The sequence below is a fragment of the Pseudomonas sp. HB05 genome, assembly GCF_016756915.1.
In the GTDB taxonomy this organism is placed as follows: Bacteria; Pseudomonadota; Gammaproteobacteria; order Pseudomonadales; family Pseudomonadaceae; genus Aquipseudomonas; species Aquipseudomonas alvandae.
On record NZ_JAESPG010000002.1, the window covers coordinates 64,506 to 81,144 of the forward strand.

The 16,639-nt window shown below is 54.9% G+C and carries 16 protein-coding genes; 6 read left to right on the forward strand and 10 right to left on the reverse strand.

The genetic code is table 11. The features are described from left to right. Positions 1-6: 6 nt before the first annotated feature. The 7 genes from JMN22_RS02830 to galB all read right to left on the reverse strand — a co-directional run bounded on the left by JMN22_RS02830 (position 7) and on the right by galB (position 6,731). Positions 7-1,320, reverse strand: coding sequence for a dicarboxylate/amino acid:cation symporter (locus JMN22_RS02830; RefSeq protein ID WP_044059285.1), 1,314 nt, complete (start codon positions 1,318-1,320; stop codon positions 7-9). A 53-nt stretch (positions 1,321-1,373) separates the two neighbouring features. Continuing rightward, positions 1,374-2,237 carry an amidohydrolase family protein gene (locus JMN22_RS02835; protein WP_014338898.1) on the reverse strand — a complete coding sequence of 288 codons (864 nt, stop codon included), beginning with the start codon at positions 2,235-2,237 and terminating at the stop codon, positions 1,374-1,376. A 113-nt stretch (positions 2,238-2,350) separates the two neighbouring features. Next, positions 2,351-3,235, reverse strand: coding sequence for a LysR family transcriptional regulator (locus JMN22_RS02840; RefSeq protein WP_060614013.1), 885 nt, complete (start codon positions 3,233-3,235; stop codon positions 2,351-2,353). Positions 3,236-3,263: 28 nt separating this feature from the next. After that, the gene (locus JMN22_RS02845) at positions 3,264-4,190 is read right to left on the reverse strand and encodes an NAD(P)-dependent oxidoreductase (protein WP_198795731.1); all 927 of its coding nucleotides are present in this window, start codon (positions 4,188-4,190) and stop codon (positions 3,264-3,266) included. Next, positions 4,187-5,278 carry a 4-oxalomesaconate tautomerase gene (locus JMN22_RS02850; protein ID WP_198795732.1) on the reverse strand — a complete coding sequence of 364 codons (1,092 nt, stop codon included), beginning with the start codon at positions 5,276-5,278 and terminating at the stop codon, positions 4,187-4,189. The genes JMN22_RS02845 and JMN22_RS02850 overlap by 4 nt, the downstream gene beginning before the upstream one ends. A gap of 5 nt (positions 5,279-5,283) precedes the next feature. Beyond that, complete coding sequence (locus tag JMN22_RS02855) at positions 5,284-6,000, reverse strand: 4-carboxy-4-hydroxy-2-oxoadipate aldolase/oxaloacetate decarboxylase (protein ID WP_060614010.1); 717 nt, start codon at positions 5,998-6,000, stop codon at positions 5,284-5,286. Then, the gene (gene galB / locus JMN22_RS02860) at positions 5,997-6,731 is read right to left on the reverse strand and encodes a 4-oxalmesaconate hydratase (protein ID WP_014338903.1); all 735 of its coding nucleotides are present in this window, start codon (positions 6,729-6,731) and stop codon (positions 5,997-5,999) included. The genes JMN22_RS02855 and galB overlap by 4 nt, the downstream gene beginning before the upstream one ends. Positions 6,732-6,884: 153 nt before the next feature. On the opposite strand from galB, the gene JMN22_RS02865 reads away from it, so the two are divergent. Then, positions 6,885-8,087: a LysR family transcriptional regulator gene (locus JMN22_RS02865; protein WP_198795733.1), complete on the forward strand. Its 1,203-nt coding sequence runs from the start codon at positions 6,885-6,887 to the stop codon at positions 8,085-8,087. Between the two features lie 478 nt (positions 8,088-8,565). On the opposite strand, the gene JMN22_RS02870 is transcribed toward JMN22_RS02865, so the two are convergent. The 3 genes from JMN22_RS02870 to JMN22_RS02880 form a co-directional block, all read right to left on the reverse strand. Beyond that, complete coding sequence (locus JMN22_RS02870) at positions 8,566-9,927, reverse strand: MFS transporter (RefSeq protein WP_198795734.1); 1,362 nt, start codon at positions 9,925-9,927, stop codon at positions 8,566-8,568. 122 nt (positions 9,928-10,049) lie between these two features. Then, a complete protein-coding gene (locus JMN22_RS02875) occupies positions 10,050-10,988 on the reverse strand; it encodes a 3-keto-5-aminohexanoate cleavage protein (RefSeq protein WP_198795735.1) in 939 nt (312 codons plus the stop codon). 23 nt (positions 10,989-11,011) lie between these two features. After that, positions 11,012-11,935: a 3-hydroxyacyl-CoA dehydrogenase family protein gene (locus JMN22_RS02880; RefSeq protein WP_198795736.1), complete on the reverse strand. Its 924-nt coding sequence runs from the start codon at positions 11,933-11,935 to the stop codon at positions 11,012-11,014. A 131-nt stretch (positions 11,936-12,066) separates the two neighbouring features. On the opposite strand from JMN22_RS02880, the gene JMN22_RS02885 reads away from it, so the two are divergent. The 5 genes from JMN22_RS02885 to JMN22_RS02905 all read left to right on the forward strand — a co-directional run bounded on the left by JMN22_RS02885 (position 12,067) and on the right by JMN22_RS02905 (position 16,497). Further along, positions 12,067-13,113, forward strand: a complete 1,047-nt coding sequence (locus tag JMN22_RS02885; RefSeq protein WP_198795737.1) for an AraC family transcriptional regulator — start codon at positions 12,067-12,069, stop codon at positions 13,111-13,113. Positions 13,114-13,263: 150 nt separating this feature from the next. Further along, a complete protein-coding gene (locus tag JMN22_RS02890; RefSeq protein ID WP_198795738.1) occupies positions 13,264-13,791 on the forward strand; it encodes a cupin domain-containing protein in 528 nt (175 codons plus the stop codon). Between the two features lie 240 nt (positions 13,792-14,031). Next, complete coding sequence (locus JMN22_RS02895) at positions 14,032-15,219, forward strand: OprD family porin (RefSeq protein WP_198795909.1); 1,188 nt, start codon at positions 14,032-14,034, stop codon at positions 15,217-15,219. 34 nt (positions 15,220-15,253) lie between these two features. Further along, on the forward strand, positions 15,254-15,652 hold the full coding sequence (locus JMN22_RS02900) for a carboxymuconolactone decarboxylase family protein (protein ID WP_198795739.1): 399 nt from the start codon (positions 15,254-15,256) through the stop codon (positions 15,650-15,652). Beyond that, positions 15,649-16,497 carry a 3-hydroxybutyryl-CoA dehydrogenase gene (locus JMN22_RS02905; RefSeq protein WP_198795740.1) on the forward strand — a complete coding sequence of 283 codons (849 nt, stop codon included), beginning with the start codon at positions 15,649-15,651 and terminating at the stop codon, positions 16,495-16,497. The genes JMN22_RS02900 and JMN22_RS02905 overlap by 4 nt, the downstream gene beginning before the upstream one ends. The last annotated feature ends 142 nt before the right edge of the window (positions 16,498-16,639 follow it).

A 16,639-nucleotide genomic window follows, 5' to 3' on the forward strand; every position in this document is an offset into this window, starting at 1 on the left:
GAGGTGTTAAGCCTTGCAGCCCAGCTCTTGAGCCAGCTTTTTGCGGTCCAGCTCTTTTTCCCAGGCGGAAACCACCAAGGTCGCTACACCGTTGCCCACGAGGTTGGTCATGGCCAGCCCTGTGCCCATGAAGCGATGGATACCCAGAATCAGCACCATACCGGCGACGGGCACGACCGGTATCACCATCAAGGTGCTGGTCAGCATGACGAACGCGGCGCCTGACACGCCACTGGCGCCCTTGGATGTCAGCATCGCCACGATCACCAGGGTCAACTGTTGTGACAGGCTCAAGTCAATGTTCAACGCCTGGGCAATGAACAGCACGGCCATCGTCAGGTAGATGTTGGTGCCATCCAGGTTGAAGGAATATCCGGTCGGAATCACCAGGCCCACGACGGGCTTGGAGCAGCCCAGGCGTTCCATTTTGTCCATGATTTGCGGCATCACCACCTCTGAAGAGCTGGTACCCAGCACCACCAACAGTTCCTCTTTGATGTAGCCAAGGAAACGCAGAATGCTGAAACCACACAACCGGGCGACGCTGCCAAGTACAACGATGATGAAAAATATGCAGAGCAAATAGAAGCTGCCAATCAGTTTGAGCAGTGGCAGCAGCGACTGGACACCGTAGGTGCCGACAGTGAACGCGATGGCACCAAATGCACCCACTGCTGACAGTTTGGCGATGATGTGGACGATGCGGAAAAACACCCCCGACAAGCCCTCGACGATGTCGTACACCGGTTTGCCTTTCTCTCCCATGGCTGACAACGCGCAACCGAACAACACCGAAACCAGCAAGATGCAGAGCACGTTGCCCTCGGTGAAGGCCTGGGAGAAGGTAGTAGGGATGATGCCCATGAGGAAATCGACCATGTGCAAATGCTGGGCTTTTTCCGCAAAGCCGGTGACGGCCTTGGCATCGAGCGTGTTGACGTCAACGTTGAAGCCGCCGCCGGGGTTGAACAAGTGGCCACCGATCAACCCGATCAGCAGTGAGACCGTTGAAATGACTTCGAAGTACAACAATGCCTTGCCGCCGACACGGCCGACCTTTTTCAGATCACGCATGCCAGCGATACCGGTCACCACCGTACAGAAAACGACGGGGCCGATGATCATTTTGATCAGTTTGATGAACGCATCGCCCAACGGTTTGAGGTCGGCGGCGAAATCAGGCCAGAAGTGACCGACCAGCACACCGGCGATGATTCCCAGCAGGACCTGGAAATACATCGCACGGTAAAAGGGTTGTTTGGTTTTTACGTGAGTGCTGGTCGGTGTTTCGACCTGCGCGGGCACAGGGATAGGGCTCATAAGGTTTACTCGCTGCCATCTTATTGTTGGAGGTGTGGCAAAGGGTCCTGCTGTCAGCGTCCGTACAATTTCAGCGGGTTGTCTACCAATAGCTTTTGGCGCAATACCGGGTCGGTGCAGAAGCGGAACATCAAATCCACCAGGCCGCCGTCGTTAGGCATGTCCTTGCTGATGTTCGGGTGCGGCCAATCGGTTCCCCAGAGCACTCGATCCGGGGCTGCCTGGATCAGTCGCTCGGCGAACGGGATTGCGTCATCGAAGGGCCGGCGACCGATCGACACCCGTTCAGCGCCACAGACTTTGACCCAGGCCAATGGATTTTCCATGAGATCGAGCAAGGCCAGAAAAGACGATTGTTCGATCCCGTCTTGAGCCTTGACGCGGCCCATGTGATCGATGATGAACGGCACGGGAATGCGTTCCAGGCGCTCGGCGTAAGTCAGAATGTCCTGAGCGTCCAGGTGCAACACCACATGCCAGCCAAGCGGGGCGAGTCGTTCCACCGTGCGATCAAACACCTCCAGGTCGGGTGCGCCGCCCAGGTGCGCGACAAAATTGAAACGCACCCCACGTACGCCGCCAGCGTCCATTTCGGCAAGTTGGGCGTCGGTTTCGCTGCCGTCGACAATAGCCACGCCACGATAACGTCCTTCACTACGGGCAATGGCATCGAGCATCGCGCGGTTGTCACTGCCGTGACAGCTGGCCTGGACGATCACGGCGCGGCTGAACCCCAGGTGGTCATGCAGGGCTCGCAACTGTTCATAGGGCGCGTCAGGCGGGGTGTAACTGCGGTCGGCGGCATAAGGGAACTGCGCGGCGGGGCCGAACACATGGCAGTGCGCGTCCCAGGCACCTGTTGGCAATGTTTGAACAGGTTTGGTGGGGTTGGGGTCCGGAGCCAGGCAACTTTTCATTGGGTGTCCTTATTGTTCTACGTTTGAAAGCGATGACTGATGGTCGTCGTTGCAAACGCGTCGAACAACAGAGTCTGAGTTCTAGCAGCTATGCAGTTTTTGCATGCGTATCTTCACGGTATGCAGATTTCACGGACCATGGCCAATGTCTTCTCAGCCAGACGCGTCAACGGCCGCTGCTCCGAGGTCGCAATAAACAGGTGGGTAGGAATGGAGGGTTCCACGATCTGTGCCGCTTTCAAGCCGTCGGGCAGCACGTCGCTCTCGGCGAGGGCAGAGCGGAACAATACGCCATAGCCCATGCCGAGTTTGATCAGCTTTAGTAGTGAAGGAATGCTGTCGATTTCCAGGCAGACATCCAGTGTGACCTCATGGCGTGAGGCCTGCGTTTCGACCAGTCGACGCAGCGAATGAGGTTCGCTGGGAATGATCAACGGGTAGTGCCCCAAATCGCCCATGGCAACTGTTTCAGGCAAGTCTGAACCGCTGGCCCCGATCAACATCAAGGGCTCTGAGTGGATGTGTTCGTAATGTAACTGTGCGCTATGGGCTGGGTTGAACAACAGCGCGAAGTCCAGGCGGCCGAGCAAAAGCCACTCGCGCATCGAGTGACTCAATCCCTCCTTGATCCCTAGCGAGCAACCCGGAAATCGTTCGCGGAACGCCGAGACCAACGCCACGGTGTGGCGCCGGGAAATACTGGGAGGAAGCCCGATCACTACTTTGCCTGACAAGGTGTCACGTTGTTCGCGCAGCTCTTCGCGAGCTACTTGTACCTGACGAAGGATGCCTTTTCCGTGGTCGAACAACCGTTGGCCGGAAGCCGTTAGCAGCACGCCACGGCCATTGCGCAGCAAGAGGTGTTCCTGGAGTTCGACCTCAAGTTGCCGAACCTGGCGGCTGACCACTGACTGGGAAATGTTCAATACCGCAGCGGCTTTAGTAAAGCTTCCGAACTCCGCGACTCTTACGAAACATTCGAGCTGTTTTAGGTCCATGGGGCCGATCTCGACGAAAAACCCTATGTTACTGCTTTTTCTCCACAAGGCTTTCGCGAGTGAGCGGACGACCGTAGAGGGTATCGATCAAGCGCAGCCAGTCGAATGGCTCCAAGCTTGGGTAATCTACGTCGGCATCCACCATAGCGTCCACGAGGCCACGCTGGGCGTTGACGATCGCCTGGCTCATGTTCGGCACCACCCCCATGTCGCTCGAGGTTTTTGCCACTTCTTTCATTTCTTCGGACCGGCGCAGACCATGTTCTGCCACGCGGCTGATCAAGTAGTCAGGTAGCGCGCCGTCCCAGCCCATCTGCGGGAAACTCTGATGCAATGAGGCGAGCACCTCGTGCTCAGCCTGATACTGTCGTGCGGTGCTCAAACACTCGGTCGTCAGCGCTTCCAGCCCCTTGATCATGATGCTGCGGCACATTTTGATTGCCGATGCGACACCCACTTCTTCGGACACTGGGCGAACGTTCATGCCCAGCTCACCGAGCCGCTCAGCAACCAGCCCGGCGGCTGAACCGCCTACCAAAATGGGTGTTTTCAAGCGTTGAGGCTGGACCGGGGCCATAACGGCGGCATCGATGTAACCGACGCCGCGCGGCTGCATGGCGGCGAATGCAGCCCGTTTGGTGGACGGAGCAACGGAATTGATATCGATGAACAGCTGATCGGATCTCATCAGCGCCGCTGCCGTCCGAGCAACATCCAGCGCCGCATCGGCGGTGACCGCTGAGATGACCCAGTTTGCGAGTGCAATGGCTTCGGCGAAACTGTCGCACAGACGGACGCCGCTGCGTCGAGCCTTGTCGTGGAGAGCGGCGCGAGTGCGAGGATCTTCGTGCAGGCGGTCATAGGTGAATACAGTCACGCCGGCAGCTACAAGATCCTGGCCAAAAATACGACCCGCCTCGCCGAAGCCAATCAGCGTGATGGTAGTCGGCTTCATGGTTTCACCTCATTCGGCCAGACGCCCTGCGCAACACAAACCTCGCCGTCGAACAGCAACCGGGCCGTACGCAGCAGTCCACAGCCCGCCAGTTGGCCATTTTGCAGGCGCAATTCCACCGTGAACTCTCCCGTCGGATGTTCTACCGATACTTGTACTCGGTCACCGGTATGCGCTGCCTGGGCCAGTCCGCTGGCGACCGAGCCCGGAACCTGGCAGGCGGAAGCCACGCTCACCGCACCGAACACCCCGATCGAGGCGTGGCAACGATGGGGGATGAAGGTGCGACTGCAAATCGCGCCGCCATCACGAGGGGCGGCAATCAAGGATACTTTAGGTACGCTGCGCTGACTGACATCCCCCAGATTCATCAATGGGCCCGCCTGCAGGCGGATGGATTCGAGCGTGGCTTTGAGCTCGCTGTCAGCGTCCAATTGTTCGGCACTTTCGTAACCGCTACGACCGACATCGGTGGCTCGAATCAAAATAACCGGCATGCCGTTATCGATGCAGGTCACATCAATACCGTCGAAACGATCTGCGGGGTTGCCTGTCGGCAGCAGTGCACCGCAGCTGGAGCCGGCAACATCCTCGAATTCGATAATCTGCGGGGCGCCGGTGCCGGGAACGCCGTCGATGCGAGCTTCTCCTGCGTAACTGACCGCACCGTCCGGGGTGGGGACATGGGCGATGGCGATCTGACTGGTGTTCTCCATGAAAATCCGTACCGACGTAACGGGGCCCTGGACGTTCACCAGGCCACGTTCGATGGCGAACGGTCCAACCCCTGCCAGGATATTTCCGCAATTCTGGCCGTAATCGACCTGGGCCTGTTCCACCAGCACCTGGGCAAACAGGTAATCGACATCGGCGTCAGGACGCTCTGAGCGGCGAATGATCGCGACCTTGCTGGTCAAGGAGTTCGCGCCGCCGATACCGTCTATTTGTCGGGTATCGGGTGATCCCATCACGGCCAACAATACCTGGTCACGCAGCGGCCCTTCGGCGGGGAGGTCGTGGGCAAGAAAGTACGCGCCCTTGGATGTGCCGCCGCGCATCATCAAGCAGGGAATACGAGTCTGGCTCATACGGGTCATCCTTGCAGATCGCTGAGGCTGTCGTAATAGGTCAGCCCACGATCGGCGAGTTTCTGCCGCATGTTGTAGATATCCAGGCCTAATTCACCGGCTGCCATGCGCAGGCGTTTTTCCTCTTCGAGCCTGGCGCGCTTGCGACTGGTTTCAAGGACCGTTGGCAGCTCTTCCCGACGGACAATCACCACGCCATCGTCGTCCGCGACCACGACGTCACCGGGCTCCACCCACTGGCCGGCGCAGATGATCGGTACGTTCACCGAACCTAGCGTTTCCTTGACGGTGCCTTGGGCATGAATCGCTCGTGACCATACCTTGAAACCCATCTCTCTGAGGGTTCGAGTATCCCGCACTCCGGCATCGATGATCAGGCCACGTACCCCTCGGGCCATCAACGACGTGGCGAGCAAGTCGCCAAAGTAGCCGTCGGTGCAGGGCGATGTCGTCGCAACTACCAGGATGTCGTCGGGTTGGCATTGTTCGACCGCGACGTGGAACATCCAGTTATCGCCGGGTGCGACCAACACGGTCACCGCCGTTCCCGTGGTGCTCTGGTTTTGCTGGATCGGGCGAATGGCAGAGTCCAACAAGCCTTTACGGCCCTGGGCCTCATGCACGGTGGCGACGCCGAAGCGATCCAGTTCATCAATTAACGTGCTGTCGGCACGGGGAATGTTGCGTACGACGATGCCGGTTTTTCCGATCAGCGCGCTCATGCCAGATTCTCCGTCACGCGAGGGAAGATGCTCTGGTAGCCCTCGGCGTACTCGATGTTTCGGGTGGAGGTGATGCCGACATTGCGTTTGGCTTGTACGCCCCGCTGCAGGGCGACACGGGTGTAGTACTCCCAGAGATGCTCTTGACCGGCCATGCACTGGATGGCGGCATATTTCTTGTCCCAGACCTCAGTGATATCCAGCAGCACATCCGGGCGCCATTCGCACTGCTCCGGTTGATGAGGTTCGAAACTGTAGACCGGTGGGGCCCCGACAATTTTTTCGCCGGGCTTGTAACCCTCTGCCTGGGCGATGATGCGTGCCTCCTGGGTCAGGTTCATCGCCAGCGGATGGTCGTAGTTGTAAGGGTCTTTGATCGAATGGCTGAGGACAAATGCTGGTTGCACTCGGCGGAACACGTCGGCCAGACGGAACAGGGTCTCTTTATCGGCTCGCATTGGGTAATCACCGATATCGAAGAATTCCACAGTGGCGCCCAGGATCTGTGCCGCTGCTTCTGCCTCGCTGCGACGGGCGGTTTTGACTTTGTCTTCGGACATCTCGCCTTTGCGCCAGAGCTTGGCCGATTCACCTCGTTCTCCGTAGGACAGGCATACGATGTGAACGGCATAACCCTGGCTTGCATGTAATGCGATGGCACCGCCGGCACGCCAGACGAAATCGGCGGAATGGGCGCTGACGACCAGTGCGGTTTTTGTTGTAGGAGTCATTGAAGGGCTCTTCTTACGGCTATTGGGTAGGGCCACATTCGCACTTGGTTGCGGCGATGAATAATGCGTTCGGTTGTAAGAGGCATGCGTTTTACTTATCGAGGCGAGTTATTCATGCTGTGCAACCACTTCTCTGAAACCCTATAGGTGCTCATGAACAGTCTCGAACTTCCCAATCTCATGCAGGTTCGGGCGTTCCTTCATGTCGTCGACTACGGCAGTGTATCCAAGGCGTCTACCGTGCTTTTTCGTGCTCAACCTGTCGTGACGCGCTCCATCCTGGCCTTAGAGAAACGTCTTGGAGTCGTGCTGTTCGAGCGTAACGTCAACGGTATGCGTCTGACCGACTATGGTGAAGGCATGCTTCCCCGCGCTCGTCGTACCGTGGAGGAGTTGCAGGCTGTTGTGCCTTTGCTGGGGCAGATGCCGGGACATACCCCTGAACCGCTTTACCTGTACCAGACGCGCCGTCTGGAAGTCTTCGTGACGCTTTGCAAGACGCACCATATGCAAACTACCGCGAGCATCCATGGGGTATCGCAGCCGGCAATCAGTGCCGCCATCAAAGTCCTTGAGCAAGGTAGCGGTTGCAACCTGTTTGAACGCACACCCCATGGCTTGCTGCCGACCCGTCCATGCCAGGCGATGTTGTTGCGGGTGCGTCGAGCACTAAACGAACTTCGTCATATCGACGCTGACATCGCCGCGCTGGGTGGTTCCCTTCAAGGCGCCGTGCACGTGGGGGCATTGCCGCTTGGACGCACGGGAATATTGCCTGAAGCCGTAGTGCGCCTGACTTCGGAGCACCCCCATATACGGATCGTGACCAACGAAAGCCCGTTCGATCTGTTGGCCGGGGAGTTGCGCGCGGGGGATGTGGATTTCATCCTGGGTGCATTACGTCCGTCGGCCTACGCCAGTGACTTGCAAAGCGAGGCCCTGTTGCAGGAAGAGATGGTGATTCTGGTACGCCGTGAACACCCTTGGTTGAAGAGGAATGTTGTCTATGAAGATTTAAGCGTCGCTCGCTGGGTTCTCCCACGCGCCGGTTCCCCCGCGCGGCAGCTGCTGGACGACTTTTTCACCCATATCGGCATCGCCTTACCCAGCCCCGTGATTGAAACGGCTGACCTGGCGATCCTGCGAGGGGTGTTACTGCGTTCAGATATGCTCGCTGCTGTTTCGGCGCATCAATTAGAGCATGAAATAGCCAGTGGTGATCTGATGCGATTGCCGCTTCCCCTTAGTCATACCACGCGACCGATCGGACTGATCTCCCGAACAGGGGCGCTTCAATCACCGGCAGCACAGGCGTTAATGGACAAAATCAGGGAAGTGGTAGCGGAAAATCGATGAGATTCACCGAGTCGACCTGACGCAGTTTTGCCTCTGGTTTCGTTTCTCTCTTTGTCTTGTAAGGCGCCACCTACCGACATGCATAAGAGCCCAGAGAATATATTAAGCGTGAGCGGCGCTCCGAGCGATCAACCTGAAAGGTTGCTGTGATTTTGCATCATTGATGCTCTTGGCGCGGAGGACTTGAGCGGCCTGCAAGGGTCGGACCGCTCAGCCGTGATTTTCTACTTCGAGGTTAGACGCGAGCTGTAAAGTTATTTTTTTCATTAATGAACGCAGAAGTTATTGCGTAGGAAAAGCCCCACGAATTTATCTTAAAACAAGAGGTTTTAGCTAACATGTGCGTAAAGGAGACTCAAGCGACTCATTCAGAAAATTAGGTCCTGGTGACTGCTACGACGCAGATCGAAATAGGTACCCGTCGCTGCTGCTCTATCCTTTACGGCCTCTAACAAACAGCAGCGAGTTAGGTAAATGTCTACGGTTGAGAACCTACACGCACTGCTCGCGCGGGCAAAGCAATCAGGATCGCCAAGCCGCCAGCTAGCATCAGCAACGCGATGGTAAAAATCCCATTGTCGAGGCTGCCAGTTAGATCTTTGATGAAGCCGAGCAATGCTGGGCTGACGAAACCACCTACTACGCCAATTGAGCTGACCAAACCTATACCTACTGCTGCCGTAGCTTTGTTCAGGTAGGTCGAGGGAATAGCCCAATAGGCGATTCCCGCCCCGAACTGGAAGAAACCAACAAAACTGAGCACGAACAGTGTTGCCATCAACGAGTTGTTCAAGAATGGAGTGGTAGCCAGTCCAATTGCTCCGAGGATAAGGGAGCCTCCGACGTGCCAACGACGCTCTTTGCGCTTGTCAGAACTAGCCGACACGAAGAGTACCCCAAGTGCGGCAAACACATAGGGAATTGCCGAATATGCCCCGATATGGGAGACGTCAGTGACTCCTAACCCCTTGATGATTGTGGGCAACCAAAAGGTGAACGTATAGTTGGCACAGGCGGTCGTGAAGTAAATGAACGCCAACAACCAAACTCGATAGTCGCTCAGGGCCAGGCGCATTTTGGAAAGCGTTCCGACATGCACGCTACTCAAGCTGGAATCCGCGTCCCTTTCCATTGCGGAGATGATCACTTGCTTTTCGCTATCGGAAAGCCACTTTGCTTCAGAGGGGCGGTTTGCGAGAAGCAAGTAGCAGAGACATCCGAGCAAGACAGTTGGCATCCCTTCGATCAAGAACATCCACTGCCAGCCATGCAGACCGTTAACGCCATCCATTGACGACATGATCCACCCCGAGAGTGGCCCACCGATGATGCCCGCAACAGGGATGGCAAACATGAACTGCCCAGTAACCTTTCCGCGTCGCGAACTGGGAAACCAGTAGGTAAGGTAGAGGATGATACCAGGGAAGAATCCGGCTTCGCAGATGCCCAGAAGCAGCCGCACGAAGTAGAACTGCTCAGGGGTTTGGACCAGCATGGTCGAGGCAGATACGAGCCCCCAAAGAACCATGATTCGCAAAAGAGTGATACGTACGCCGACGCGCTCAAGCCAAAGATTGCTAGGCACCTCAAACAGCAGATAGCTGATGAAAAAAATCCCGGCGCCCAAGCCATATACAGCTTCTGAAAATCCAAGATCGGCACTCATCTGTAGCTTTGCGTAGCCGACGTTTATGCGATCCAGAAAAGCGAGTAAATAGGCCAAGAAAAGCAGCGGAACTAGCCGCATGGTTATCTTTCGATAGACAGCGTTTTCCGTTATCGAACCGCTAGCGGTACCTGCATCAGCATCGTCTTGGTTGACCGTCTGAATGTTGGTCATAGTGAACCCTCGCACTGGTTTTATTATTGTTTTTTCCACGTACACTACAGTAACGACCACTCGACAGAAGTGGCCGTCGACCTGTATACGTGGATGTTGGGAGCTTTTGCCCGGGCTGGATTTCAGAAGCCCACGTTATGCGCGCCTTTCAATCCCAGGATTTGCCGGGCTTCGTCAGGTGTCGCAATCTCATAAGAAAGTTCTTCGAGAATTCGACGAATCTTTCGGACTTGGTCGGCGTTGCTCTGGGCTATAACGCCTTTCTCTAGGTAGATGCTGTCTTCCAGGCCGACGCGTACATGGCCACCCATAATCGCGCCGACGGTGAGCAAAGGTATCTGGTGGCGGCCGGCGCCCAAAATGGAGAACTCATAGTTGCTACGCCCAAATAGTCGGTCGGCCACGCCGCGCATCATCGCGAGATTTTCCGGGTCCGGTCCAAGGCCGCCGAGTACCCCGTAAATGGATTGAATGAAGAATGGAGGCTTGATCAACCCTTCATCTACGAAATATGCGAGGTTGTACAGATGCCCCGCGTCATAGCACTCAAGTTCGAAGCGAGTGCCAGACTCACCCAACTCCAACATGATGTTTTTGATGTCTTTGAACGTGTTCCGAAAGATGAGATCTTCCATTCCTTCCACGTATGGTTTTTCCCATTCGTGTTTCCAGTTCTGCATTTTTTTAGCGATTGGATGAATTGAAAAATTCATCGAACCCATATTTAGCGAGCACATTTCCGGCTTTGCCCGAAGGGGATAGGCGAGTCGTTCAGCAAGCGTCATACGTGTGCTGCCACCGGTAGTGATGTTAATTACCGCTCCGGTCTGACGAGCGATTTCCGGCACGAATTGATCGAAAAGAGCCGGGTCTGGTGAGGGACGACCATCAATGGGGTCGCGTGCATGCAAGTGCACGATGGCGGCGCCGGCTTCGACTGCATCAATTGACTGTTGTGCAATCTGCTCGGGTGTAATCGGCAGGTACTCGGACATTGATGGAGTATGCATCGCCCCGGTGACAGCGCAGGTGATGATGACTTTCCGATTCTTATTGTTCATGATTTTTTGCTCAGCAAGGGCTATCAACTAGCCGGGTGTTTAACAGAGTCGATCAGGCGAAGCGCAAGTTGCTTGCGAACTTCGTCGGCCTGTTCTTGTGTCCAAGTGCGTAGTCCCTGTCCGGAGCGCATACCTTCATGACCTTGCTCAAGCAGTTGATCCAGGAGTGCGTTGGGCTGAGTGTCGTTGCAGAGGTCTGGAAAGATGACCTGGTGCACCTGCTTGGCAAGCGTTAGCCCAACCAGATCGGCGTTTTCCATAGGCCCAAGGAACGGCAGGCGCATTCCAAAGCTTTGCTTGACGACCGTGTCGACTGTTTCGGCGTCGCAGACGCCTTGGGCGACCAAGGAGATAGCCTCGCGCCACATAGCATGCTGGAGGCGGTTACCGATGAAGCCAGCAACGTCACGGTGAACCTTCACAGGTGATTTACCGAGGCTAAGAAGTAGCTGAAATGTCGACTCGAATGAAGCCTCGCTGGAATATTCGGTGCGTACGACTTCAACTAACGGAACCAGATGAGGGGGATTCCACCAGTGAGTGCCAACAAGGCGTGCGCGAGCGTCATCGCTCAGGAGTTCGCCAATCGAGGTGATGGGGATCACCGAGGTATTGCTCGCAAAAATCGTATGTTTAGGGGCGTGTTCAGCTATCTCGGCAAATAGTTTTTGCTTTAGCTCCAAGCGCTCAGGAATCGCCTCAATGACGATATCCGCATCCGCGACGGCGCTTCTTAAATCTTGTGCGAGGAATATTTTGGCGAGAACAGCGGCAGGACTAATTCCCATTTGCTTAAGGTTATGAGCGACACGCTGGGGAGCAACGTCGAGAGTGGCAGCGTCTGGGTCGCAGATGGTTACTTTGTGTCCGGCCTGAGCGAAAACCTGTGCGATGCCATGACCCATGAGGCCTGCGCCGATGACGCAAGCATGTAGGCTTTCTTTCATGGTGACTCCGTTTTTTTGTCTAGCCCTGAGGACCTTTTTGTTGGAGCCATAGTACGAGTGCGCCGAGAACCTGATAAGGTTTCTAGGGGACATCTTCCAGTCCGATTCGGACATTAGTTAGAGGCCAAATCATGCCGGCGCCCGGGCATATATTGCTGAACCAAAAAATCTTCGCACCCTACAAAATTGCCACGCTTGTAGAGACTGTGGCTGAGCAAGGAATCACTGCTGAAGAGGTTCTTCGCAACACTCATTTAGACGCCAGCAAAATCTACGATCCTAATGCTCTGACCTCTGTTCATCAGTACATTGGCGCCTGCGAAAACGTAATCAGAGCAGCAGCTGACGCATCTACAGCATTTCAGGTCGGCGCTCGTATGCATTTGTCCGCGTATGGCATGTACGGCTATGCGCTGATGTGCAGTCTCACTCTGCGCGACTTCTTTGATTTCGGAGTGAAGTACCACGTACTCGCCACGCCCACGCTGCATATCAGTTGGCGAGAAGAAGCTGAGACAGCGATCTGGGAGTTCTCGGACATCTACCTCAAGCTGATCTCTGAAGAGACGCGTGAGTTCTTGATCCAGCAACAGATGGCTCAGCACGTGACCCACCTACATGACGCAGCCGGCCCAGACTGTCGGCCCATTAAGGCGCTTTTTTCATTTCCGGCACCACGAAACAGAGCTTTGTATGAGCGCTGGCTGGAATGTGATTGCCTATTCGACGAGTCTGTCGATGAACTGCATTACTCAAGCGCCATCCTGAATCAGGCGCCGCAATTGGCCAACCGATTAACCCGCAGTCTGCTTCAGGAAACCTGTGACCGACTGATTGGTAAAGCGAAGACATCCTCTGGCGTTTCAGGGGAGGTGTACCAATTGATGATGCTTACTCCGAACAGATTCCCAACCATGGAAGAAGTGGCTCAGCACATGAGGTTCACCACCCGTACCCTGCGCCGAAAGCTGGGCGCCGAGGGTACGGACTACGGGGCGATCCTGGATGACGTTCGTAGCAGCCTAGCAGTTGAATATCTCCAAACAACGAAGATGAGCACCGAAGACATCGCTGCCAAGCTAGGCTTCAGCGACGGCACAAATTTCAGACGTGCATTCAAGCGCTGGACAGGAAAAACTCCGCGCCAAATCCGGGATGAGGGTGACACATCTCGTTAAAAAGGAAATGTTCCTGTCCGGAAATGACCTTTTTACATCCGCTTATGACCTCGTCCTCACATCCTGTCTTTCGTATGATTAAAAAAGGCAGCTCACCTTACGGTTAGTCTGTCTCGCATGCGGCTCAACCAATAATAAGAGTGCCAGTCAATGCTGATTCCTATTCGCCGAATAATTACCTGCAACAATCACGAAGGTCGCTCCTCAGTCTTATCTGACGGCCCCGCGACCAATCTAATCGGTGGCTTAACCGAACTTTGGACAACGACCAAAGCACCCCATGACCACGCTTCCAGCGCTGACCTCGGGGCCAGCTCTAACTCCTTGGAACCGGCGGCATGTGGAACCGTATTTCGCTTCTTTCAGATTTCGCCAGAAGTCAGTAGTGCTCACCTATCTCTTGAGGAAAAGGCGAAGGCGTGGAGCGATTTATTCGCCAGCATGAATGCCGTCCACGTGCAGCCGGACACCCGACGGGATCCCGGTATGCATAAGAGTGCCACGACGGATTACATCGTTCTTCTGCAAGGGGCCATCACCCTCGTACTCGATGATGAGGAGGTGGACATGAAACCTTTCGACGTCGTCATCCAACGGGGGACGAATCACTCGTGGGTGAACCGTGGCGAGGTTGATGCCTTACTAATGGCTGTGTTGGTTGATGCCAAGGGCAGCTAGTAACTCTGCCGAGCTGAGTAATGCCGCCTGAGTGGCGGTATCACTTATTAGCCAGAGCGTCTGATAGAAACGCCTCTCTGAGTTCTCGAATCGTTCGACGCGACTTCTCTGTTGTGGGGATAGCTGCGCCCAAAAAAAGGAATAACAACAATGAAAATCCTTGTCCGCCCCTTACGATCCACACTTTCCGTAGTAGTTGTACCAAGTGCTATTGGATTGTTTATTTCAGCTGGAGCATCCATGACGGTTTTGGCTGAGGGATTTGTTGAGGACGCGAGTGCCACACTTAACTTCCGAAATTTTTACCAGAATCGTAATTTTCTCGACGCTACGTCCCCCCAAGCAAAAGCTGAAGAATGGACACAAAGCTTCATCCTTGATGCCCGTTCCGGCTATACAGGTGGTGTGGTTGGTTTTGGCCTCGATGTATTAGGGTTGTATTCGATCAAGCTGGACGGTGGTCGTGGCACAGCAGGTACACAGCTATTGCCAGTGCATGATGACGGACGTCCAGCAGACGACTTCGGTCGGCTAGGGATTGCACTGAAGGCCAAAATTTCACAGACCGAATTCAAGGTCGGTGAATGGCAATCAGCTTTACCCATCCTGCGTTCCGACGATGGCCGGTCTCTGCCTCAAACTTACCGCGGCGTTCAGATTACCTCCAAGGAAATCGAGAATCTAAGCTTCTACACGGGGCAATTCAGAGGTAACAGCCCCCGCAACGACGCCAGCATGGATGACATGTTTATGGCCGGGAAACCTGGAGCGACTTCGGATCGATTCAACTTCGCCGGAGGCGAGTACACCTTCAACAACAAAGCCACCCTCGTGGGCCTCTGGTATGCCGAGCTGCAGGATATATACAAGCAGCAATATCTGAATATCGTGCATTCCCAGGAGGTCGGATCATGGAAGCTCGGTGCAAACACCGGAATTTTCCTAGGAGACGAAGACGGCGCAGCCAAAGCCGGTCAGATGGATAACAAAACATTTACCGCAATGCTTTCCGCCAAGACCGGCACAAGCACCTTTTATCTCGGCTTGCAGCAGGTACACGGTAGCACTGGCTGGATGCGGGTCAACGGTGCAGGCGGTGGCGCGCTTGCCAACGATGGCTTCATCACCAGTTATGACAACGCAGGAGAAAAATCGTGGCAGTTTCGACACGACTACGACTTCATCGGTTGGGGGATTCCAGGGCTGACCTTGATGAACCGGTATGTCTCTGGCGACAACGTACATACCAGCAGTACCGATAACGGCAAAGAATGGGGGCGTGAATCCGAGATCGCCTACGTTATTCAAAGCGGGACGTTTAAGAGCCTTTCGCTCAAATGGCGCAACTCAACGTTGCGGCGTGACTTTAGCAATTTCAGCATGGACGACAACCGTGTAATTATCAGTTACCCGGTCAAATTCCTGTAAGCCCCCTCGACTCATCCTGCACTAAGGAACCTACATGACTGAACAACAGCTAAGCGGAATTGACATCCGCAGATCCGTAATGGGGGATGAGTTTGTCGATAAGGCTATGACCAATATGTCTGCCTTCAGACAACCCCTCCAAGACTTCATAAATGACCATGCATGGGGCAGCGTATGGGGACGGGCAGATTTGTGCCTGAAGACCCGTAGCCTCATAACACTTGCTGCATTGACCGCTCTCAAAGCCCCTAGAGAGCTAGCCGGGCATGTACGGGGCGCACTCAATAATGGGTGTTCCGTGACGGAGATCCGAGAAGTTCTTCTCCACTGCGCTGTATATGTAGGCGTTCCTGCCTCAGCAGAAGCTTTCCGAGCAGCGGAAGCTGTTATTGAGGCGGTTAGCCATGATTCAACAAGAGGTGAAATGAAGTGACCACTCAAACGATTGGCGTGATCGGTGCCGGCACCATGGGTAACGGTATTGCGCAAGTATGTGCCGCAGCAGGTTACAGCGTGCTCATGCTCGATATCAATGATGAGGCATTGGCGGGCGGGCTTTCGGCCTTGAGAAAGAACCTTAACCGCCAGGTCTCAAAGCAAACGCTATCCAGTACCCAGGCAGAAGCCGCAATAGGGCGAGTGCAGACCACTACTGATTACTCTCTGTTGAATGTTGCAGATATCGTTGTAGAGGCAGCCACCGAGAACCTGGATTTGAAGCTACGGATACTGAAACAAATTGCTCAGTGCGTTAACCCTACCTGCATCATCGCAACAAATACATCGTCGCTTTCGATCACTGAGCTTGGCGCTAGCGTGGCTCAGCCAGAACGATTCATTGGCCTGCACTTCTTCAATCCTGTGCCAATGATGGGATTGATCGAAATTATCCGGGGACTGCAAACCTCTGACGTCACACACGCCAAGATGGTTGAATTGTCAGATCGTCTGGGTAAGAGCGCGATCAATGCTGGAAACCGTCCAGGCTTCGTCGTTAACCGAATCCTGGTTCCTATGATCAATGAGGCGATTCTGGTTCTTCAGGAAGGATTGTCTACAGCCAAAGACATCGATGTGGGGATGCAGCTCGGCTGCAATCAGCCAATTGGGCCACTGGCATTAGCAGATTTGATCGGCTTGGATACGTTGTTAGCCATCATGGAGTCGCTCCACAACGGTTTTAGTGACAGTAAGTACCGCCCTGCACCATTACTGAAAGAAATGGTGGCTGGAGGGTTGCTGGGAAGAAAAACGGGAAAAGGGTTTTATCCGTATTAGTCGGTTCTCGCTACGGCTGTTGACTGACGGTCAGGTTACGATGACTTCCGCCTGAAATGGCAGGATCTGGGCCGCACAAACGAAAGAAAAAAAGCCCTTCAAAATCATCTGGGACGGTCAGATGTAGGACATTGATGTGTGG